The organism is uncultured Marinobacter sp. (assembly GCF_963974375.1).
Lineage (GTDB): Bacteria > Pseudomonadota > Gammaproteobacteria > Pseudomonadales > Oleiphilaceae > Marinobacter.
In genome coordinates this window covers 1-20,784 of sequence record NZ_CAXBDN010000042.1, presented here as the reverse complement: position 1 = coordinate 20,784, position 20,784 = coordinate 1, and the positions used below count along the sequence as shown (strand labels likewise).

Annotated in this window: 17 protein-coding genes, 1 other RNA gene and 2 pseudogenes; 12 read left to right on the top strand and 8 right to left on the bottom strand. The window is 57.0% G+C overall.

All coding sequences use genetic code 11. The features are described from left to right. Positions 1-54 precede the first annotated feature (54 nt). Positions 55-741: pseudogene (locus AAC035_RS05620) on the bottom strand (alcohol dehydrogenase catalytic domain-containing protein); the annotation flags it as partial. Positions 742-851: 110 nt separating this feature from the next. Next, the gene (locus AAC035_RS05615; RefSeq protein WP_339801055.1) at positions 852-2,723 is read right to left on the bottom strand and encodes a methyl-accepting chemotaxis protein; all 1,872 of its coding nucleotides are present in this window, start codon (positions 2,721-2,723) and stop codon (positions 852-854) included. 346 nt (positions 2,724-3,069) lie between these two features. Between AAC035_RS05615 and AAC035_RS05610 the strand changes: the two genes are divergently transcribed. Together AAC035_RS05610 and AAC035_RS05605 are read left to right on the top strand one after the other, a co-directional pair. Beyond that, entirely contained in the window at positions 3,070-5,775 is a 2,706-nt protein-coding gene (locus AAC035_RS05610) for an EAL domain-containing protein (protein WP_339801052.1), read from the top strand. Between the two features lie 158 nt (positions 5,776-5,933). Beyond that, positions 5,934-6,191, top strand: coding sequence for a DUF465 domain-containing protein (locus tag AAC035_RS05605; RefSeq protein ID WP_339801050.1), 258 nt, complete (start codon positions 5,934-5,936; stop codon positions 6,189-6,191). Between the two features lie 102 nt (positions 6,192-6,293). Here the strand turns inward: AAC035_RS05605 and AAC035_RS05600 are convergent, their stop codons facing one another. The 4 genes from AAC035_RS05600 to smpB form a co-directional block, all read right to left on the bottom strand. Continuing rightward, complete coding sequence (locus tag AAC035_RS05600; RefSeq protein ID WP_339801048.1) at positions 6,294-6,560, bottom strand: type II toxin-antitoxin system RelE/ParE family toxin; 267 nt, start codon at positions 6,558-6,560, stop codon at positions 6,294-6,296. Further along, positions 6,505-6,876: a type II toxin-antitoxin system Phd/YefM family antitoxin gene (locus AAC035_RS05595; RefSeq protein WP_339801046.1), complete on the bottom strand. Its 372-nt coding sequence runs from the start codon at positions 6,874-6,876 to the stop codon at positions 6,505-6,507. The genes AAC035_RS05600 and AAC035_RS05595 overlap by 56 nt, the downstream gene beginning before the upstream one ends. Before the next feature lie 189 nt (positions 6,877-7,065). Beyond that, positions 7,066-7,428: a transfer-messenger RNA gene (gene ssrA, locus AAC035_RS05590) on the bottom strand. A gap of 83 nt (positions 7,429-7,511) precedes the next feature. Next, complete coding sequence (gene smpB / locus AAC035_RS05585; protein WP_339801044.1) at positions 7,512-7,997, bottom strand: SsrA-binding protein SmpB; 486 nt, start codon at positions 7,995-7,997, stop codon at positions 7,512-7,514. 157 nt (positions 7,998-8,154) lie between these two features. On the opposite strand from smpB, the gene AAC035_RS05580 reads away from it, so the two are divergent. From AAC035_RS05580 to AAC035_RS05570, 3 genes are all read left to right on the top strand, one after another. Next, entirely contained in the window at positions 8,155-9,693 is a 1,539-nt protein-coding gene (locus AAC035_RS05580; protein WP_339801042.1) for a sodium-dependent transporter, read from the top strand. A gap of 95 nt (positions 9,694-9,788) precedes the next feature. Then, positions 9,789-10,244 (top strand): type II toxin-antitoxin system RatA family toxin, encoded by a 456-nt coding sequence (locus AAC035_RS05575; RefSeq protein ID WP_339801039.1) that lies wholly within the window; start codon positions 9,789-9,791, stop codon positions 10,242-10,244. Further along, the gene (locus tag AAC035_RS05570; protein WP_339801036.1) at positions 10,241-10,525 is read left to right on the top strand and encodes an RnfH family protein; all 285 of its coding nucleotides are present in this window, start codon (positions 10,241-10,243) and stop codon (positions 10,523-10,525) included. Before AAC035_RS05575 ends, AAC035_RS05570 begins: the two co-directional genes overlap by 4 nt. A gap of 12 nt (positions 10,526-10,537) precedes the next feature. On the opposite strand, the gene AAC035_RS05565 is transcribed toward AAC035_RS05570, so the two are convergent. Continuing rightward, positions 10,538-10,867 carry an outer membrane protein assembly factor BamE gene (locus tag AAC035_RS05565; RefSeq protein WP_339801034.1) on the bottom strand — a complete coding sequence of 110 codons (330 nt, stop codon included), beginning with the start codon at positions 10,865-10,867 and terminating at the stop codon, positions 10,538-10,540. A gap of 137 nt (positions 10,868-11,004) precedes the next feature. Between AAC035_RS05565 and fur the strand changes: the two genes are divergently transcribed. Then, on the top strand, positions 11,005-11,418 hold the full coding sequence (gene fur, locus AAC035_RS05560; protein WP_339801032.1) for a ferric iron uptake transcriptional regulator: 414 nt from the start codon (positions 11,005-11,007) through the stop codon (positions 11,416-11,418). A 141-nt stretch (positions 11,419-11,559) separates the two neighbouring features. Here the strand turns inward: fur and recN are convergent, their stop codons facing one another. Continuing rightward, complete coding sequence (gene recN, locus AAC035_RS05555; RefSeq protein WP_339801029.1) at positions 11,560-13,236, bottom strand: DNA repair protein RecN; 1,677 nt, start codon at positions 13,234-13,236, stop codon at positions 11,560-11,562. Between the two features lie 321 nt (positions 13,237-13,557). Between recN and grpE the strand changes: the two genes are divergently transcribed. The 6 genes and pseudogenes from grpE to carB all read left to right on the top strand — a co-directional run. Then, a complete protein-coding gene (gene grpE / locus AAC035_RS05550) occupies positions 13,558-14,148 on the top strand; it encodes a nucleotide exchange factor GrpE (protein WP_339801026.1) in 591 nt (196 codons plus the stop codon). A 126-nt stretch (positions 14,149-14,274) separates the two neighbouring features. Next, complete coding sequence (gene dnaK / locus AAC035_RS05545; RefSeq protein WP_339801023.1) at positions 14,275-16,197, top strand: molecular chaperone DnaK; 1,923 nt, start codon at positions 14,275-14,277, stop codon at positions 16,195-16,197. A 101-nt stretch (positions 16,198-16,298) separates the two neighbouring features. Next, positions 16,299-17,429: a molecular chaperone DnaJ gene (dnaJ, locus tag AAC035_RS05540; protein ID WP_339801020.1), complete on the top strand. Its 1,131-nt coding sequence runs from the start codon at positions 16,299-16,301 to the stop codon at positions 17,427-17,429. 8 nt (positions 17,430-17,437) lie between these two features. Continuing rightward, complete coding sequence (dapB, locus tag AAC035_RS05535) at positions 17,438-18,244, top strand: 4-hydroxy-tetrahydrodipicolinate reductase (RefSeq protein ID WP_339801017.1); 807 nt, start codon at positions 17,438-17,440, stop codon at positions 18,242-18,244. Between the two features lie 574 nt (positions 18,245-18,818). Next, positions 18,819-19,949 carry a glutamine-hydrolyzing carbamoyl-phosphate synthase small subunit gene (carA, locus tag AAC035_RS05530; protein ID WP_339801014.1) on the top strand — a complete coding sequence of 377 codons (1,131 nt, stop codon included), beginning with the start codon at positions 18,819-18,821 and terminating at the stop codon, positions 19,947-19,949. 73 nt (positions 19,950-20,022) lie between these two features. Beyond that, a pseudogene (carB, locus tag AAC035_RS05525) lies at positions 20,023-20,784 on the top strand (carbamoyl phosphate synthase large subunit); the annotation flags it as partial.

Here is a 20,784-nt window from a genome sequence, read left to right as displayed (position 1 = left end):
TCCGGGTGGCAGGCTTCACGTGGAATGGGTGGCAACCTTCAGCGGTTTACGCAGTCTGGCAATATCGAACTTGCCCGGGTTGATATCTATGGCAATGATGCGACCGGCCTTCGCCATGGTGGCGCCGATGATGGCTGCCAGACCAATGCCGCCAAGCCCGAAGATGGCAACGGTGGCGCCCTCTTCAACCTTGGCGGTGTTCAGCACAGCACCAATGCCGGTGGTGACACCGCATCCTAGCAGGCAGACCTTGTCCAGCGGGGCTTCCTTGGGGATTTTGGCAAGGGAGATTTCTGGCAGCACTGTGTATTCAGAGAAGGTCGAGGTGCCCATGTAATGATAGATGGGCTGGCCCTTGTAGGAGAACCGGGAGGTGCCATCGGGCATCAGACCCTTGCCCTGGGTCGCTCGCACTGCACCGCACAGATTGGTCTTGCCGGAGGTGCAGAACTTGCACTTGCCGCATTCGGCAGTGTACAGAGGGATAACGTGGTCGCCCACTTCGAGACTCGTTACGCCGGGGCCGACCGCTTCAACAATGCCGCCGCCTTCGTGGCCCAGAATGGCCGGGAACAGGCCTTCAGGATCTGCACCTGACAAGGTGTAGGCATCGGTGTGGCAGACGCCGGTGGCGACGATACGTACCAGAACTTCCCCTTCCCTGGGCGGTGCAACGTCCACTTCCACAATCTCAAGCGGCTTGTTCGCTTCAAACGCAACCGCAGCGCGGGACTTGATCACAGGGCCTCTCCTCAGAATCTTCAGTGTGTCATGACATTCATGCCACAGGATAAAGGAGAGGCGTCCGGGATGCTACGAAAGCTGCGGGCAGCGGTTGCCTCGCAGCCGCTTCATAGCTGGAAGCGGCTGGAGGTGGTCGTCAGTGAGTCGGCCTGATCCGACAGCCGGCGGGTGTGGTCTTCCAGCTGGGCACGAATGGTCCGGGTTTCGAGAGTGGACACGTGAATCTGCTCAACTTTCTGGGCGATTTCTTCCGTGGTGGCAGAAATACCCTCTACGGAGGACACCACCTGTTCCATATCTCCCGCGAGGCTGTCGATGGAACGGGTAATGCGGTCAATCACCGTGGCGGCTTCGCCGGCACTGTTTTCGCTCTCTGCGGCCTTTTCAAGGCCCTGCTGCATCAGTGCCGAGATCTCCCGGGTTTCCTTGTTCAGTGAGCTGACAATGTCGGCGATGCCACTGGTGGCCGAGACGGTCTTCTCCGCCAGCGAGCGGACCTCGTCTGCCACCACCGAGAATCCACGACCTGCTTCACCGGCGCGAGCTGCCTCGATAGCGGCGTTCAGGGCAAGCAGATTGGTCTGTTCAGCCAGTCCGTTGATCACATCAACGATGCTGTTAACCTTCTCACCGGTCTGGCTCAGGCGGGTTACCTGCTCATGGGTTTGCTGAATTTTCTGCGACAGTTCGTGCATGCTGTCGACGCTGCTCTTGATCACCCGGGACCCTGCCTTGGCGGAGTCGTTGGCCTCCTGGGCCGCCCGGTTCACGGTGCCGGTACGATTGGCGATTTCAGCAGCGGTGTGGGAGATTTCCTGAACTGCGGCGGCGGTCTGTTCGGTCTGGGCTTCCACCTGTTCGCTGTTGCGGCCCATGCGGCCCATCAGGTCCCGGAGCTCACTCTGCAAGGCATTCAGGTCCCGGTTGCCGTCGATAACCTGGCGGATGACGGAGGAGATATCATCCATCATCCGGTTCGAGGCCTTGCCCAGTTCGTTGAATTCATCCCTTGAATTTGTGCCGGTTTCCAACCGGCCGGACAGATCGCCCCCGGCGACCTTCGAAAGCAGCCGCACCACATCGTTCAGTCGCCCCACAAGCGCGCGGGAGGCCTGGCTCAAAGTCAGTACCAGAACCACGATCACCACAATGGAGGTTATGATAATCAGCCAGCTGGATGCCTGGCGGGCATTGTCCGCGTCGTCGGTGGTACGGGCGATCAGGCCTGTTTGCAGGCTTTGGTTCTGTTGTTCGATGGTTTCTTCAAGGGCCTGGCCAGCGCTGGCAAGACTGGTTTCAAGAGCCACAATGGATTGCACCAGCTCATAGGCTTTATTGAATTCGGTATCGAAATTCGACACCGCTTTGCCGATGTCATTGTCTTCCCAGCCCATGTTGCTGACCAGGTCCTGCATGCTGTTGATGGCTTCAAAGGCCAGTTCCGCGGCGGCAAGATCGTAGCTGGACACAAATTCCCCTTGCCCGGCAATAGCCTGATTCACATCGTCGTTGAGGATTGAAATGCCGATCTTGCGCAGGCCTTCATCAATGACGTAGGTCAGCCTGGCTTTCAGACCCTCGCTGGAGCTCAGGCCGAGTTCGCGGCTTTGCTGCAACCACTCTGTGCGCAGGTCTGTGTACTCCGATACCTGTTGCCGGATATTGCGGGCACTGGCCTCTACTTCGGAATCGCCAAGGCCAGCAGACAGCTGGGCCAGCCTGTCTGCACTGGTATCAAGGGTTTGCAGTTGTGCCTGATACTCCTCGACCTGGGATGGCCGCAGGTTTCCGCTCCGGCTTTCAACCTTGAGCCAGTCCACCAGCAGCGAAAGCGAGGTGCTTTCATAGGTAGTTGCGTCGCCCCTGGCTACATAAGAGCTGGTAACCTGATCGAGCCCGCGCAGCGCAGACAGGGTCAACAGAACCAGACCGATCAGCATGGCGCCGATCAGCAGCCAGAATTTGTGCTTCCAGGACATGGAGAGACTCAAAGTCACAACCCTCAAAATGAATTTTTTGTATGGACACTATAGATAAGTTAATCGGCTGGAAAACCAGAATCTTGAAACAATTTGTAGCCATCTTTAGGCGTTAACAGGCTAAAAGCTGCAGATCTGTGTTTGGCAGCGGCTACGGGCAGGGCCGTGCACCCTTGAGAGAGATAGTCTGTCGACCCTGGTGCTTCACGACGGGACACTGGCTCTGCGGTTGATCTGGGGCAGGTGCAGAATATCATTTAATGCTATTTTGAATGTGAAGGAAGTTTGGCGTGTTGTCCCAAAAGGTTAACGTAATTTTGTTGTGTAAGTTTCCTTAGGAGCTTTGATGATCAATCGCCAGTTCCTGGCCGGCTCAACGGCAAAGAATTTGCCTGCAGTGGCGCAATACCACCAGCTCATGCTCGACCTCTCGATGTCGTTCATCAACTTGCCCGTTGAGCGCGTGGAGCAGGCGACCCACCAGGCACTGGCCAGGATGGCTTTATTTTTTGAAGCCGACAGAGCCTACGTCTTCGAATACGATTTCAATCGCACTATCAGCTCCAATACCCACGAGTGGTGTGGGGAGGGTATTGAGCCGATGATCGATCATTTGCAGAATTTGCCTATAGGCCTGGAGCTCGTCGACTGGGTGGATGCCCACAGGGAAGGTAAACCCTTTATCGTCAGAGATGTCGACCAACTGGTGCCGGGCCGTTTGCGGGACATTCTGGAGCCGCAAGGAATCAAAAGCCTGCTGACCGCACCATTGATGGATGGCGATGCGTGCATAGGTTTTGTGGGTTTCGACTCGGTCCGCAAAGAGCGGCTCTTTGCTGAGGGCGAATACGATCTGCTTTCACTTTTCGCCAATCTGCTGGTCAGTATCGAGCAACGCAAACAGACGGTGGATGAGTTAAGCCATACCCGCGACGTTCTGGCGCTTGCCAATCAGCGATCTCTGAATATTCTCGACGGCACTCATGCGGCTGTATATGTCGCCGATATAGAAAGCCACGAGGTCCTGTTTGTAAATCGCTACAGCCGTGAGTTGATGGGCGATGTTGTCGGCAAAACCTGTTGGCAAGCCATTCAGGGTAACGAGAGCGGCCCCTGTGATTTTTGCACCAATCCTCAATTATTGAACACAGATGGTACCCCGGCAAAGCCGGTGACCTGGGAGCACTATAACCCGACACTCGATCGATGGTTCCATATCACTGACCAGGCCATTCCCTGGGAAGACGGGCATTATGTCCGTATGGAGATCGCGCTGGACATCACCGAACGCAAAGCCGCCGAGAGCGCTTTGAAACACCGGACTGATGAGCTGACCCGGGTAAATATGGAGCTTGGCCAGCTGGCAACGGTTTTTACCCATGCCCATGAGGGCATTTCCATAACTGACCCGGAAGGAACAATCATTCAGGTCAATGACGCGTTGTGCCGGATGAGCGGGTATCAGAGGGAGGAGTTGATTGGCAACAATCCGCGCCTGCTGAAGTCCGGTCGTCACGTGCCGGAGTTTTACAGCTACATGTGGAATATGCTGTTGCAGGATGGCCACTGGAGTGGCGAGGTCTGGAATCGAAATAAGTCCGGCGAACTCTACGCGGTCAGTCTGACCATCAGTCGGGTTCAGGATCAGCGCGGCAAGGTCTTGCATTATGTGGCTCTGGCAACGGACATAACTGAACAGATGCAGCATCAGGAGCAATTGGAGCGCATTGCCCACTACGACGCCATAACGGAATTGCCCAACAGGATACAGCTGGCCCGGGAGTTGAAGCAGGCTATGGCACAGGCCAGCCGGCACCAGTCCCGGATAGCCATCGCCTACCTGGATCTTGATGGCTTCAAAATGATTAACGACAAGTACGGACACGATGTCGGCGATCATTTACTGGCGAAAGTCGCCCGGAACATGAAAGGCTCTCTGCGTGCAGAGGATACGCTCGCACGACTTGGTGGCGACGAGTTCGTCGCTGTGTTTACCAGCGTGGACACCGACCAGGCCCTGAACGCAGCGTTGAAACGGTTGTTGCAGGCAGCGGCAATGCCGGTTGACGTGGAGGGATTTGCGCTTCATGTCTCTGCCAGTCTGGGGGTTACCCTCTATCCCCAGAGTGACCCACAGGATGCCGATCAGTTGTTGCGACAGGCTGATCAGGCCATGTATCAGGCGAAACTGTCTGGCAAGAATCGGTTCATGTTGTTCGACACACAGCATCATCAGGCCATCGTAGGCCAGCATGAGCGAATTTCGCTGATCGAGAAAGCGCTTCACAGTGGCGAATTCGTGTTGTACTACCAGCCCAAGGTCAACATGCGCACGGGCAGTGTTATCGGCGTTGAAGCCTTGGTACGTTGGCAACACAGGGAACGTGGCCTGTTGCCACCTGCCGAGTTTCTGCCGGTTATTCAGAACCATCCATTGTCCATTTCATTAGATGCCTGGGTGCTCGGTGAGGCTTTGGCACAGATCAATCAATGGAAACAGGATCATGGCTGTTCGCTGCCCATCAGCATTAACCTGAGTGCCATGACCTTGCAGCAAGGTAAGTTCGTTGAAATCCTGAAGCATCGCTTGTCGCAATGGCCGGAGTGCGCCGCCAGCCGGTTGGAAATCGAAATTCTGGAAAGCAGTGCCCTTGATGACATCGGCGCGGTGATAGAGATGATTCAGGTCTGCAGGGAGCTGGGCGTGCGCTTTGCCCTGGATGATTTTGGCGTTGGCTACTCTTCGCTGACCTACCTGAAACGATTGCCTGCCAACACCCTGAAGATTGACCAGAGCTTCGTGCGGGACATGTTGAGCGATCCGGATGATCTGGCGATTCTGAAGGGTATCCTGGGGCTGGCTCAGGTGTTTGAACGGGATGTCATTGCCGAGGGCGTGGAAACCATTGCCCATGGCGAATGCCTGCTCGATCTTGGCTGTGACTGTGCCCAGGGTTACGGCATCGCCCGACCGATGCCAGCAGAACAGGTAATCCCCTGGCTGGAAAGCTGGGTGACACCGGCATCCTGGCTGAATCGTGAGAAGTTTTAAGCTCTGTTCGCCTACTCGATGGATCGCCCAAACCAAAGAGCCAGGCATCGTTGGTATTAGGAACGTGCAAGCCATTGACAGGGGTCAAAGTCCGAGTAGGGTGGAGGTCCTAGACTGAAAGCAGTTCATTCACCCTTCCAGTCCCGGAGACTGTCTGTATGACCCTTGAAAAGCACGACCTGATTCACGAACTGCCCGAGTCCAAAGATGCCATTCACCTTCTGAAAACCAGCAACAATCATTTTGCGAAGCTGTTTGATGAGTATCATGACGCGGATCACGCAGTTCGCCGCATCGAAACAGGCGCGGAGAATACCTCCGATGAGCACCTCGAAAATCTCAAGAAGCAGCGCCTGAACCTGAAGGACCAGCTGGCCGGCATGATTCGCGAACATGAGATGTCTGCGGCAAACTAGTAGTAGCAGCGCCTGTTCATTCCGATTAATGAACAGGCGCAGATAAAAAAATCCCACCACACATCTACAGAAAACGCAGTACTGTGGACACTTTGCTCACACCTAAAAGGCTCTGTACACAGTGTCGCGACGCCCAACGGTAATCACCGTGACAACCACCTTTCCGTCATCGACTTCATAGACCAGGCGAAAGCCCTGTGATCTCAGTTTGATTTTGTAGAAGTCCAAAGACCCTTTCAGCTGGTGTTTGGGAATCCTCGGGTTCTCAAGGCGTCGTTCCAGAATATTCAGAAACTCCGCCTGGATTGTGGGGTTAAGCTTGTTCCACTCCTTGAGCGCTTTTTTCTTGAATGCCAGCTCGTAGCTCATTGATGGTCACCGGTATTGATTCGTCGTCCATGCGCTTGCGAGCCTCCAGGAGAAGCCGGTAATCCTCAAGTTGTTCCTGCATCTGTTCGAACGTCTCAACAGGCACCATGTAGGCTCTTGGCTTGTTGTGACTCAAGATCACAACCGGTTCGCCGTTGGCCTGGTTGAGCACCTCATTGGGATTGGCCTTCAACTCCGAAATGGTGGCCGCAAGCCTCGCAAATAGGCTTTTCATCTCTCTAACCTCGCAAGTGCCTTTATCGTTCGTCATCGCCCCTTCAGCATTGGCTGCCTCACTTGGCATCACCCGGGGCATTTCGTCATCATTGTGGCACAGGCGAATAGTATCCGAAAAAAAGGTCTTTAAAAAGGTCTGAAATTAGATCTTTTTTGTCCGGCGGGTATTAATGATCCTGGAAACGTAGATTACGTGGACGACAAGAAGATATTTAGATTTTAGCGCATAAAAAAAGCCCCTGAAATCAGGGGCTTTCTTCGTTTTGGTTGGTGGAGACGGCGGGAATTGAACCCGCGTCCGCCAGCACTATGCCTTGAGATCTACATGCTTGTGTCCTTCTATTGATTTAACCTCATGCGACCCGAAGGCCAGGGTGCAGGAGGCGAGTTCTTTATATCTTAGCCGTCAGCCAGTGAACTCTGGAAGACGGAGCATCCCGTAAGCGATGACGTCCTGAGATGTAGCTCCGGGCTACGGGCGACCCGGTCAGGACGACTAGCAGCTTACGCTGCTAGTGAGTAGTTATCGTCGTTTGCGACTATTGCGTTGCAGCTTTGGATTAACGAGATTCGCTGCCATCTCGACATGCACCCAAGGGTTCGCCACCAGCGTCGAAGCCATGTCGTCCCCTTACTCACAGTATATGGGGCTGGTGATCCGGACTTCAAGGCATTGTTGATTAATGTTTCACAGAAGCCTGTCTGCAGGCCTGATCAGCCGGAAGCGGCGCCGTCGCGCATGATGCGTTGTTTCTGGCGGTTCCAGTCCCGTTCTTTTTCGGTGGCGCGTTTATCGAACATCTTCTTGCCCTTCACCAGCGCGATTTCGCACTTGACCTTGTTGCCCTTCCAGTAAAGCGCCAGGGGTACGCAGGTATGACCCACCTGATCCACCTTGCCCATCAGACGTGCAATTTCCTTGGCATGCAGCAACAATTTGCGGGTCCGGGTCGGATCCGCGATCACGTGAGTGGAGGCCGCCGTCAAAGGAGTGATCTGTGCGTTGAACAGAAACGCCTCACCGCCCCGGAACATCACGTGGGCTTCGGTGATCTGGGCCTTGCCGGCACGCAGGGACTTCACTTCCCAGCCCAGTAGCTGAAGGCCAGCCTCCAGCTGTTCTTCGATGTGATACTCGTGGCGCGCCTTTTTGTTGAGGGCGATGGTGCCGGTCGAGTTGCCCGGTTTCTTTTTGCTCATGGGTATCTGCCGTCAGAAATTCAGAATCAGTCATGGGGACGGTCTGGTCCCGGGACAAGGGGCGGATTGTAGCGCAGGCTCACGAAACGGTCACGAAGTCCTCATGGAACTGTTTAATTCAGCTACAATACCCAGTCCATCTTGAGCGAGGTTAAGGATGCCTTCAGTACCTCACACGTCACTTGGACTCTGGACTGGTCGTAGTACCTTCTTCTGGGCGGCTACGGCGGCTACCGTGGGCCTCGGAAACCTCTGGCAGTTCCTGCTGGTGATCACGCTGCCACTGATGCTGGCCGAAACGGCACTTGGCCGGTACTCACGGCACAGCATGGTGCTGGCTGTGGCGGGCGAGGTTCGCAGCCACTACCTCTCACCGCGCTGGGTCTGGATCGGCCGCGCCAGCGTGCTCTCAGGTTTCCTGGTGCTTTCGATGACCCTGGTGGTTGGCGCGATCTGCCTGGCCTATGTGTTCTATGGGGCGTTGGGTCGGTTTGTGGATGCCGACGCGGTGACGCTCGCCGCAATGCTGCGGGATCTGGTCGAAAGTCCCCACGACTATCGTTATTTTATGGCGTGGCACGGGCTGATGATTGTGCTGGTGGGTGTTGTTGCCATGCGCCGGGGAGCCGCCGGACTCGAACGGGCGGTTCGGCTGGTCATCCCGCTGTTCATACTCATCCTGCTGGGGTTGCTTTGGTGGTTGTGGGGGCGCGAGACGGTCGCTGTCTCAACCGGAATGCTGTTGAGCTTTGACCGCGAGTCACTGACCTGGGAGGGGAGCCTGCAGGCACTGTCCCATGCGTTCTATACGCTGGGTCTGGGTCTCGGGGTCTGGGCTGTGATGGGGGCCATGATGGCCCCGGGAACCCCCTTTAAACGCTCGGTTCTGGCCGTGGCCCTGGTGGATACGCTGGTTGGCGTGCTGGCCGGCATACTGATCTACAGTCTGGTACTGGGGGCTACCGGTGATGCAGAGGCAAACGGTTTCGGGCTGGTGTTTGTGGCTCTGCCGCTGGGTTTGTCGGCGGAACCCTACGGGCCAATACTGGCAACGGTGATGTTCACGGCGATCACCCTGGTGGCCTGGACCTCCGCACTGGTGCTGGTGGAGGCGGTGACTGGCTGGCTGCGGGAATGGACCGGAGCACAGCGTCAGGGCGCGGTCATGCTGGTTCTTGTTGCCGCCTGGCTGGTTGGGCTTATTTCCCTGTTCTCGTTCAATATCTGGTCGGACCGGACCCTGGCAGGACTGACGGCGTTTCGCTGGATTGAACTGTTGACCAGTGGTGTCCTGATCCCTCTGGCATCTGCGTGTCTGGCGTTGTTTCTGGGATGGCTGATGCCCCGTCACCACCTGACCCGGTTGCTCGGAAACAGTCCCCAATGGTTATCAAGTCTCTGGCTTTGGGCGTTGCGGCTGGTTTTGCCGGTGGTGGTACTGGCCATTGGCAGTAACTATACCGTGACTTCTTTCAGAGTACTTTGCGACAGTGGCAATCTCACCTGGTGTGCGCCCACCACCACGGCTCCGGTGCACGAGTCACCGAGTACCCCGGGCGCTGCCATTGAGATTCCAGCCCCGGCGGATAACGGGGAGGAGGGTGCCGGCGAACGTTCCGGGGAGGCGAATGCAGAAGACAGTGCCGGCGAGGATGAGCAAAACTCCCCGGATCCATCGGGGGATGCCGCAATTTAGGTCTGAATCCAGTATTATTGGCCAGAAATTGATACAGACAGGGTTTGTTTGTCCGGAATGTCGGATGAAGGCCCACAGCACTGGAATTTAGATTGATGGCGCACCTGATAGACAAGTCCGCTTTGGTGATGCATTCCGCAGAGTGCATGTTCGCCCTGGTGAACGATATTTCCAGATATCCGGAATTTCTGCCCTGGTGTGCGGGCGCAGAAGTCCATGACGTTACTGTGTCAGAGCTTACCGCTTCACTGGAGGTGGCCAAGGGTGGCGTAAGGCACCGGTTGACTACCCGCAACGAGTTGATCGCACCTGAACGAATCGAAATGGTGTTGGTGGACGGCCCGTTCAGGAATCTGAAAGGGCGCTGGCACTTCCGGCCGCTGAGCGATTCCGCCTGCAGGGTTGCGCTGCAACTGGAGTTCGAATTTTCCGGGTCGCTGGCGCGTATGGCCTTCGGTACCCTGTTCAGTCAGGCTGCAAACACCATGGTGGAAGCGTTTTGTCGGCGGGCTGATGAGTTGTACGTTCCGCCCCGGGTCATTGTCCGGTGATTCGGGTTGAAGTCGCCTATGCGACACCGGAGCGCCAGGAGATCCTGTCCCTGCAGGTGCCGGAGGGCAGCAGTGTACAGGAGGCGGTAATCCGCTCCGGAATCGAGCGGATCTTTCCGGAGCTGGATACGGCTACCGCAGATATGGGGATATTCGGCAAAGTGGTGAAAGAGCCGGCAACCCACGTACTTCGTGAAGGAGACAGGGTCGAGATCTATCGCCCGCTGAAAATCGATCCCAAGCAGGCCCGGCTGAACCGGGCCAACAAGAAGTCAGGCTGATCGCGATGTTTCTCAGTAGGCCGGAGTTTCTTCAAGCAAACGGGTTTCAGTGTGACTGAACGTGCCGTTATCGTCGTAGTAGACAATTACCTGCTGTTCCACGATGTCACCGCCTCCACGCTGGAAGGTGTACACATAGTATTCCCTTGAATCATCGTTGGGGTGCAGCAGCAGCGGCGTGCCCAGAACAGAGTGTACCTGGGACCGGGTCATGCCTGCCTCGAGCGTTGCAAGCTCTTCTTCGGTAACAATGTTGCCTTGCTGAATGTTGAGTTTATAGACCCCGGGAAAAACGCACCCTGAAAGGAGTGCCACTAACAGGAAGGGAACAAGCTTTTGCATTGGAAGGCTTTGTCCTTGATGGCGGTTTGGAACCTTGAAATGGCCTGTACGGAAGACAGGGCGTGAAACGGTTTATGCGCTTCGATTAGGCGCTATAATACCGGAAGCATCGAATTCACCAAAGAGCGAAGAGCATTATGTCATCTGAAAACACCGAGCTGCGCAAGGTTGGTCTGAAAGTTACTCTGCCCAGGGTCAAGATTTTCAGTATTCTTGAGACGGCTGAGGAGCACCACCTGAGTGCAGAGGACGTCTATAAAAAGCTGCTCGATCAGGGAGACGATGTCGGCCTGGCAACAGTCTACCGGGTGCTGACCCAGTTTGAGGCGGCCGGCCTGGTATTGCGCCATAACTTTGAGGGTGGCCACGCGGTGTTCGAAATGGCCGGTGACGAACACCATGATCACATGGTGTGCACCCAGACCGGTGAGGTTGTCGAGTTTTGCGACCCGATTATCGAGGAGCGCCAGAAGAAAATCGCGGAAGAGCACGGTTTCGAGATTGTTGATCACAGCCTGACGCTGTACGTCAAACCCATCAAAAAATCCTGATTGCTCGCATCCTGTTCGATCCTCCCTGCCAGCTCACAATGCCCCATGGCCTGATCAGGAATCAAAAAAAGAGCGCCGTACTGGCGCTCTGAAAGCTCTCAGGGTCGAGAGGGGGAATCGGTTGGGCAGCGCGATGCCTTTTCAATGATGAGTCGCCTGTCCTTTGGTGTACATCTCACGGGCATGGGCCAGAGTCTGTTCGGTCATGTCGACGCCGCCCAGCATGCGAGCCACTTCGCTGATGCGCCCCTGATCGTTCAGGGTTTCAATCCGTGAGTAGGTGGCGTCCTGTTCGGAGAATTTGCTGACAAACAGGTGTTGGTGGCTTTGTGCCGCAACCTGGGGCAGGTGAGTCACACAGATAATCTGGCCACTTTCGCCAAGGGCGCGCAGCAGGCGTCCGACCACCTCGGCGGTACCGCCACCAATGCCCACATCCACCTCATCAAAGACCAGCGTCGGTGTTGTTGAGGTTTGTGCAACTACCACCTGAATGGCCAGGCTGATCCGTGAAAGCTCGCCACCGGAGGCTACCTTGGCCAGCGAGCGCGCCGGTTGTCCCGGGTTGGCGCTGATCAGGAATTCAATCTCTTCATGGCCGGTGGGTGCCGGCTCCGGGTTGCCGGTGTCCAGCTGGGTGATGAACTGAACCGTGGGCATGCCTAGCTGCGCCAGTTCTTCCGCGACCCGCTTGTCCAGTGTTGCTGCGCCCTGCTTGCGGCTTTCCGACAGTTTGTCGGCCACCGCGTGGTAGGCCTTGCGATAATTCAGGACATCCGCCTCCAGTTGCTCCAGGCTGCCCTCGCTGTCGTCCAGCTCCGCCAGCTCCGCGGCCAGGCGCTGATGCAGTTCAGGCAGCTCTTCCGGCTGAATCCGGTGTTTGCGGGCCAGCTGGTAGATGGCGCTGAGGCGTTCCTCTACGTCCTGCAATCGCTGTGGGTCGGCCTCATAGTCGTCCACAAAGCGACGAAGATTACTACCGGCCTCGCTGAGCTGGATCTGAGCCTCCCCCAGCATTTGCAGGGTCTCTGCCAATGCCGGGACTTCTACAGGTAGCTGTTCCAGCTGGTGCAATGCCTGTCGAACCAGATCCGCCGCACTGATTTCGTCCTCTGAACACAGCAGAGCGGCCTGGTGACTGTACTGCTTTACGGTTTCCGCATGGCTCAGCTGTTCCTGCTCCTGCTCAAGTTGATCCTGCTCGCCTTCGTTCAGGGTCAGTCGGTCCAGTTCTTCCACCTGGTAGCGTAGCAACTGAAGCCGGGCTTCGGTCTCGTCTGCGCTCTGGCGGCGGTTGTCCAGGCGTTCCTGGGCCTTTTGCCATTGTTTCCAGGCCAGCCGGGTTTTCAAAGCCAGGTCACCGGCACCGGAAAACTCGTCCAGCAGGCGGCGATGGGTTTCTTTTTTCAGAAGCGACTGGTGCTGGTGCTGACTGTGAATATCCAGCAGTGTTGCACCCAGTTCCCTGAGCTGGTTCAGCGGGCAGGGCTGACCGTTGATGTAGGCCCGGGAGCGTCCGTCGCGGCTGATCACCCGACGCAGAATGCAGTCGTTACCATCATCAAGGTCCTGGCTTTCCAGCCACTGTCGCGCTTCGCCAATGCCGGAGATGTCAAAGCTGGCGGTGATGTCAGCCCGCTTGGCGCCATGACGCACGGCGCCGGCGTCGCCGCGACCACCAGTAGCAAGGCTCAGGGCGTCCAGCACAATGGACTTGCCGGCGCCGGTTTCCCCGGTGAGTGCGGTCATTCCGCGGTTGAACTGCAGTTCGACCCGTTCGGCGATGGCGTAGTTGGAAACCGTCAGTTGCGTCAGCATGCGTCAGACTCCCTGGTCCTTTGGCGGTGCGGTTGATGTTTACAAATGGATTCAGCGTTTGTGTGGTCAGTGACAGGGCGACTACTGTCTGAATAACCACTGTTAATGAATACAGTAGCTGTGAATATATACAGCAAAAATCAGGTTTGCAAATGTCTGTGCAAATTTTTGCTTGAAAGCTGGGCAATGGCCCCCATATCGAAGATCAAGTTTCAGTAAGACTTGGTTTTGGTGGCGCCATGGCCTGCTTCGGCGGGTGGGTAAGTCATCCCTAGTCTTGACGATGTTCCGCAAAGGAACCCGACATACCGGGAGTAACTGATGAGCGCTGACGACAATCGCAACGAACAGGTAGAGGAAGAGCTGACCGCGGTGGAGCGAGCGGTAGCCGAGGAAGAAGAGGCCCGCGCCGAAGCGGCCGCGAGTGACGATACGCTGGAAAGCAAGGTGCAGGAACTGCAGGAGCAGGTGCTTCGTGCCCAGGCTGAAATGCAGAACGTTCGCCGCAGATCAGAAATAGATGTGGAGAAAGCCCACAAGTTCGCACTCGAGAAATTCGTGAAGGAGCTGCTGCCCGTCGCCGACAGTCTTGAGAAGGCGGTAGAGAGCACCAGCGGGCAGGGCGAAACCACCGAGCTGGTTGCGTCCATCCGCGAGGGGGCAGAAATGACCCTGAATCTCTTTATGAACTGCCTGAAAAAGTTCAACGTCGAACAGCTTGATCCGGTCGGTGAGCCGTTTGATCCCCAGCAGCACGAAGCCATGTCCATGGTGCCGTCGCCGGGCGCCGAGCCCAATTCGGTAGTGGCTGTGGTCCAGAAGGGCTACACCCTGAATCAGCGCCTGGTCCGGCCGGCCATGGTGGTGGTCGCCAAAGCCGGCGATGCGCCGAAAATTGATGAGCAGGCTTGAAAAACGCTGATCGGGGCCAATATAGGCTGGTAACAGTAAAGACTGCCGGAGCGTATGGCCGGCAACGCATCAGGCAAGCATCGCTTCGCGATGCGAAGCGATCGAACAGTTAAGTGGAGTGATTTCATGAGCAAGATTATCGGTATCGACCTGGGTACAACCAACTCCTGTGTGGCTATCATGGATGGCGACAAGGTCAAGGTTATTGAGAACGCAGAAGGCGACCGCACGACGCCATCCATTATCGCGTACACCGAAGATGGCGAGATTCTGGTAGGCCAGTCCGCCAAGCGCCAGGCGGTGACCAACCCCAATAATACGGTATATGCCATCAAGCGTCTGATCGGTCGTCGGTTTGAAGACGACGTGGTCCAGAAAGACATCAAAATGGTGCCTTACAAAATCGCCAAGGCCGATAACGGTGACGCCTGGGTTGAAGTGAAGGGCCAGAAGATGGCGCCGCCACAGGTGTCTGCCGAAATCCTGAAGAAGATGAAGAAAACCGCTGAAGACTACCTTGGCGAGAAAGTCACCGAGGCGGTTATCACCGTACCGGCCTACTTCAACGACAGCCAGCGTCAGGCTACCAAGGACGCAGGCAAGATTGCCGGTCTGGAAGTGAAGCGGATCATCAACGAGCCCACCGCAGCGGCCCTGGCCTACGGCATGGACAAGAAGAGCGGCGATCGCACCATTGCGGTTTACGACCTGGGTGGTGGTACCTTCGACCTGTCCATCATTGAAATTGCCGATGTGGACGGTGAGCATCAGTTTGAAGTATTGGCCACCAATGGTGACACCTTCCTGGGTGGTGAAGACTTCGACATGAAGGTCATCGAATACCTGGCGGACCAGTTCAAGAAAGACAGCGGCATTGACCTGCGCGGTGATTCCCTGGCCATGCAGCGTCTGAAAGAAGCCGGTGAGAAGGCCAAGATCGAGCTGTCCAGCAGCCAGCAGACCGATGTCAATCTGCCGTACATCACCGCAGATGCCAGCGGCCCCAAGCACATGAACGTCAAGCTGACCCGCTCCAAGCTGGAGTCACTGGTTGAAGAGCTGGTCGACCGCAGCATGGAGCCTTGCAAGGTAGCCATGAAGGACGCCGGTCTGAGCACCAGCGAGATTGACGAAGTGATCCTGGTGGGCGGTCAGACCCGTATGCCGCTGGTTCAGGAGAAGGTGAAAAACTTTTTCGGTAAGGAAGCACGCAAGGACGTGAACCCGGACGAAGCTGTGGCCATGGGCGCCGCCATTCAGGGCGCGGTACTTTCCGGTGACGTCAAAGATGTGCTGCTGCTGGACGTGACGCCGCTGACCCTGGGTATCGAAACCATGGGTGGTGTTGCCACGCCGCTGATCGACAAGAACACCACGATTCCGACCAAGAAGTCGCAAACCTTCTCGACGGCTGATGACAGTCAGACCGCAGTGACCATTCACGTGGTCCAGGGTGAGCGCAAACAGGCGACCCAGAACAAGTCACTGGGACGTTTTGATCTGGCTGATATCCCGCCGGCACCGCGCGGTGTGCCGCAGATCGAGGTCACCTTTGACATCGATGCCAACGGTATCCTCAACGTGTCTGCGAAGGACAAGGCCACCGGCAAAGAACAGTCCATCGTGATCAAGGCCTCTTCCGGTCTGAACGATGATGAGATCGAAAAGATGGTGCGTGACGCCGAGGCCAATGCCGACGAAGATCGCAAGTTTGAAGAGCTGGTGCAGGCCCGCAACCAGGGCGATGCCATGGTTCACGCCACTCGCAAGACTCTGAAAGAAGCCGGTGACAAGGTCACTGCCGACGAAAAAGAGAAAATCGAAGCGGCCGTGAAGGATCTGGAAGAAGCCCTGACAGGTTCTGACAAGGACGACATCGTCGCCAAGACCGAGAAACTGACCGAAGTATCCGGTGAGCTGGCGCAGAAGATGTACGCCGACGCGTCCGAGGCACCACAGCCCGGCGCGGAAGAGCAGGCCAGCTCCGGCACGGCGGATGACGCCGTAGATGCCGAGTTTGAGGAAGTTAAAGACGACGACAAGCGCTGATTTCAGGCTTGTGCAGTGGCAAAGCGCGGGGATTCCGGTCCCCGCGTTTTCCGCGTTTTAAGAACACCGACAAACGATTTTGATACAGGGTTTTAAGCAGCATGGCCAAACGTGACTATTACGAGGTACTCGGGGTTTCCCGGGATGCGGACGAGAAGGAAATCAAGCGGGCGTACCGAAAGCTCGCCATGAAACACCATCCCGATCGCAATCCGGACGATACCGAGTCCGAGAACAAGTTCAAGGAGGCCAGTGAGGCTTACGAAATCCTGACGGATGCCAACAAGCGAGCGGCGTTTGACCAGTTCGGTCACGCCGGCGTGGATGGACAGGCGGGTGGCGGCGGTTTCGGCGCCGGTAGCGGCAGCTTTTCCGATATTTTCGGTGATGTGTTTGGCGACATCTTTGGTGGCGGTGGCCGTGGTGGCCGCAGCAGTCGAGGTTCTGACCTGCGCTACACCCTGGAACTGGATCTGGAAGAAGCGGTGAAGGGCACTACCGTTAAAATCCGGGTGCCTGGTCACGTTGAATGTGAAAGCTGTGACGGCTCCGGCGCAGAAAAGGGCTCCCGTCCGGAAACCTGCGGCACTTGTAAGGGTATGGGCCAGGTGCGGATGCAGCAAGGCTTCTTCACCGTGCAGCAGGCCTGCCCGACCTGTCGCGGCAGCGGCAAGGTCATCAAGAATCCCTGTAAGGCCTGTCATGGTCAGGGCCGGATTCAGGAAGAAAAAAACCTGTCAGTGAAAGTGCCGCCGGGCGTGGATACCGGTGACCGGATTCGCCTTTCCGGTGAAGGCGAGCTGGGCATGGACGGCGCGCCCTCCGGCGATCTGTACGTACAGATTTCGGTGCGTGAGCACAGCATCTTTACCCGGGACGGCCGTAATCTATACTGTGAAGTGCCCATCAGCATCATTGATGGCGCGCTCGGTGGCGAGCTGGAAGTACCAACGCTGGACGGCCGGGTCAAACTGAAGATTCCACCGGAAACCCAGACCGGCAAACTGTTCCGGTTACGCAATAAAGGCGTGGCACCGGTTCGTGGTGGCCCTGCGGGTGACCTGTTGTGTCGGGTTATTATTGAAACTCCGGTCAATCTGACGAAAAAGCAGAAAGAACTGCTGGAGCAGTTCCAGGAAACCCTGGATGGCAACAACGGCGGTGATCATGGCCCTCGCAAATCCAACTGGTTCGCGGGTGTGAAAAACTTTTTCGATGAAATGAAATTCTGAGGCCCGGAATGAAACGGATCGCGATAACCGGTGCAGCCGGAAGAATGGGTAAGGTACTGATCGAAGCCATCGATGAGGCGGACGATCTTGTTCTGGGGGCGGCCATTGTGCACCCGGACAGTTCGCTGGTGGGTGCCGATGCCGGTGAGCTGGCAGGGATTGGCAAGAACGGTGTGGCTCTGGCTGGCAACATCGCAGACGTCAAAGACGCCTTCGATATCCTGATCGACTTCACCTTCCCGGACCTCACCCTGGAGAACCTGGCGTTCTGCAGCGAGCATCGCAAGGCCGTGATTGTGGGCACCACCGGTCTCACCGACGCCGAAAAGGCCCAGGTGACCATGGCTGCTGAGAATACCCAGGTGGTGTACGCGCCCAACATGAGCGTCGGCGTCAACGTGATGCTCAACCTGCTGAAAACAGCCGCAGCGGTGCTGGGTGACGATTACGATGTGGAAATCATCGAGACCCACCATCGCCACAAAAAAGACGCCCCCTCCGGCACCGCTTTGCGTCTGGGTGAGGTGGTGGCTGAGGCACTGGGTCGCGATCTGAAGGAGTGCGCCGTCTACGGTCGTGAAGGCTTCACCGGCGAGCGCTCCCGTACCGAGATCGGCTTCGAAACCGTTCGGGCGGGGGATGTGGTGGGGGATCACACCGTACTGTTTGCCGCCATGGGTGAACGCATGGAAATTACTCACAAGGCCAGCAGCCGCATGACCTTCGCCAAAGGCGCCGTCCGCGCCGCCCGCTGGCTGCAGGATAAACCGGCCGGGCTTTATGATATGCAGGATGTGCTTTCCTTAAAAGGGTAACTTTAGGCCCCTTGGCAGGCATCCTTCGACAGGCTCAGGATGAACGGAGCATTCTCGCTCGCCCTGACCCTTTGACAGGCATCCTTCGACAGGCTCAGGATGAATGGAGTATCACCGTTCGCCCTGACCCTGACCCTGACCCTGAGCCTGCCGAAGGGTCGAAGGGCACATGGCAAAAGGATGAACGGAATATCACCGTTCGCCCTGAGCCTGAGCCTGAGCCTGAGCCTGAGCTTGCCGAAGGGTCGAAGGGCGCATGGCAAAAGGATGAGCGGAATATCACCGTTCGCCCTGAGCCTGTCGAAGGGCGCCTTGCCAAAAAGATGAGAGTTCGTCCGTAGATTCCCCCAGCTCCAGCCTTTGCCGTGGACACAGACCACCAAATTCCCTACAATAAGGCGGTTTAACTGCACCAAGCGTAGCCTGATGAAAAGCCCGCCTGCGGTCTCCGGACAGCCTGCAGGTGGTTACAAAAAGCGGGATGGGGTAACACAGGCCCCCTCTCGCTTTTTTGCGACCTGAATTCGCGCTTGCGTTCCCGTTCGCCCAAACGAACCCGATGAGGATACAAGCCTTGAGTACATCTGCCATCCTTGCACTCGCAGACGGAAGCCTGTTCCACGGAATTGCCATCGGCGCTTCCGGGGAAACCAGCGGCGAGGTGGTTTTCAACACCGCCATGACCGGTTACCAGGAAATCCTGACCGATCCGTCCTACGCCCGTCAAATCGTCACTCTGACGTACCCCCACATCGGTAATACCGGAGTAAACGACGAGGACGTGGAATCCGATCACATTCAGGCCTCGGGTCTGATTATTCGTGATCTGCCTCTGATGGCCAGCAACTGGCGAAGCCAGAAGCCGCTGGATCAGTACCTGCAGGAAAGCAATGTGGTCGGCATTGCCGGCATTGATACCCGTCGCCTGACCCGGATTCTGCGGGACAAGGGTTCCCAGAGTGGCGCCATCGTTGCGGGTGAGGGCGTTACCGCCGAGCGGGCCCTGGAGCTGGCGAAGGCATTCCCCGGCCTGAAGGGTATGGATCTGGCAAAAGAAGTCAGTGCAAAGGAAATCCGTACCTGGAGCGAAACCGAGTGGGATCTGGTGTCCGGCTACGGTGAGCGGCAACAGGCCCGCTTCAAGGTGGTGGCCTGGGATTACGGGGTCAAGAACAACATTCTGCGGATGCTGACCAGCCGTGGCTGCGACCTTACCGTGGTGCCGGCCCAGACGCCGGCCTCGGACGTACTGGCGATGAATCCTGATGGAATCTTCCTGTCCAACGGCCCCGGCGATCCCGAGCCTTGCGACTACGCCATCAAGGCCATTGGCGAAGTGCTGGAAACCGAGATTCCGGTGTTCGGTATCTGTCTGGGCCACCAGTTGCTGGCGCTGGCCAGCGGCGCCAGAACCATGAAGATGGGCCATGGTCATCACGGCGCCAACCATCCGGTGCAGAACCTGAAAGACGGCACCGTGATGATCACCAGCCAGAACCACGGGTTTGCGGTGGATGAGACGTCCCTGCCGGACAACGTTGAGGCCACCCATAAGTCCCTGTTTGACGGCACGCTGCAGGGTATCCGCCGCACCGACAAGCCGGCGTTCAGCTTCCAGGGACACCCGGAAGCCAGTCCCGGTCCCCACGATGTGGCGCCGTTGTTTGATGAATTTATCCGGCTGATGGAAGCGCGCACCGCCTGAGCGTTTACCCCGGCAGCCCATGCTGCCCCATAGGCTTCAAGACTCTGATTATTGCTGACAGGTTGATTGAGACATGCCAAAGCGGACCGACATAAAGAGCATCCTGATCCTGGGCGCAGGCCCCATTGTGATTGGCCAGGCGTGTGAATTTGACTACTCCGGCGCACAGGCCTGCAAAGCCCTGCGCGAGGAAGGCTTCCGGGTTATTCTGGTGAACTCCAACCCGGCCACCATCATGACCGACCCGGCCATGGCCGATGCCACCTACATCGAGCCGATTACCTGGCGCACCGTCGAAAAGATCATTGAAAAGGAAAAACCCGATGCCCTGCTGCCCACCATGGGTGGCCAGACCGCACTGAACTGCGCGCTGGATCTGGAAAAACACGGGGTACTGGAAAAGCACGGCGTTGAAATGATCGGCGCCAATGCCGACACCATCGACAAGGCAGAAGATCGCGATCGTTTCGACAAGGCCATGAAGTCCATCGGCCTGGAATGCCCGCGGGCGATGATTGTCCACTCCATGACGGAAGCCTGGGAAGCGGCCGATGACATCGGTTTCCCCTGTATTATCCGGCCTTCCTTCACCATGGGTGGCTCCGGCGGCGGTATCGCCTACAACCGCGAAGAGTTTGAGGAAATCTGTACCCGTGGTCTCGACCTGTCGCCGACCAACGAGCTGCTGATCGACGAATCCCTGATCGGCTGGAAAGAATTCGAGATGGAAGTTGTCCGCGACAAGAACGACAACTGCATCATCATCTGTGCCATTGAAAACTTCGACGCCATGGGCGTGCACACCGGTGATTCCATCACCGTGGCACCGGCCCAG

Excerpts from the sequence above, each read along its gene's own strand:
- dapB (WP_339801017.1), top strand. The coding sequence starts at position 17,438 with ATGAAACGGATCGCGATAACCGGTGCAGCCGGAAGAATGGGTAAGGTA.
- AAC035_RS05595 (WP_339801046.1), bottom strand. The coding sequence starts at position 6,876 with ATGCCCCGGGTGATGCCAAGTGAGGCAGCCAATGCTGAAGGGGCGATG.
- AAC035_RS05615 (WP_339801055.1), bottom strand. The coding sequence starts at position 2,723 with ATGTCCTGGAAGCACAAATTCTGGCTGCTGATCGGCGCCATGCTGATC.
- recN (WP_339801029.1), bottom strand. The coding sequence starts at position 13,236 with ATGCTGACGCAACTGACGGTTTCCAACTACGCCATCGCCGAACGGGTC.
- dnaJ (WP_339801020.1), top strand. The coding sequence starts at position 16,299 with ATGGCCAAACGTGACTATTACGAGGTACTCGGGGTTTCCCGGGATGCG.
- AAC035_RS05580 (WP_339801042.1), top strand. The coding sequence starts at position 8,155 with ATGCCTTCAGTACCTCACACGTCACTTGGACTCTGGACTGGTCGTAGT.
- AAC035_RS05610 (WP_339801052.1), top strand. The coding sequence starts at position 3,070 with ATGATCAATCGCCAGTTCCTGGCCGGCTCAACGGCAAAGAATTTGCCT.
- fur (WP_339801032.1), top strand. The coding sequence starts at position 11,005 with ATGTCATCTGAAAACACCGAGCTGCGCAAGGTTGGTCTGAAAGTTACT.
- dnaK (WP_339801023.1), top strand. The coding sequence starts at position 14,275 with ATGAGCAAGATTATCGGTATCGACCTGGGTACAACCAACTCCTGTGTG.
- AAC035_RS05600 (WP_339801048.1), bottom strand. The coding sequence starts at position 6,560 with ATGAGCTACGAGCTGGCATTCAAGAAAAAAGCGCTCAAGGAGTGGAAC.
- AAC035_RS05565 (WP_339801034.1), bottom strand. The coding sequence starts at position 10,867 with ATGCAAAAGCTTGTTCCCTTCCTGTTAGTGGCACTCCTTTCAGGGTGC.
- grpE (WP_339801026.1), top strand. The coding sequence starts at position 13,558 with ATGAGCGCTGACGACAATCGCAACGAACAGGTAGAGGAAGAGCTGACC.
- smpB (WP_339801044.1), bottom strand. The coding sequence starts at position 7,997 with ATGAGCAAAAAGAAACCGGGCAACTCGACCGGCACCATCGCCCTCAAC.
- AAC035_RS05605 (WP_339801050.1), top strand. The coding sequence starts at position 5,934 with ATGACCCTTGAAAAGCACGACCTGATTCACGAACTGCCCGAGTCCAAA.
- AAC035_RS05575 (WP_339801039.1), top strand. The coding sequence starts at position 9,789 with ATGGCGCACCTGATAGACAAGTCCGCTTTGGTGATGCATTCCGCAGAG.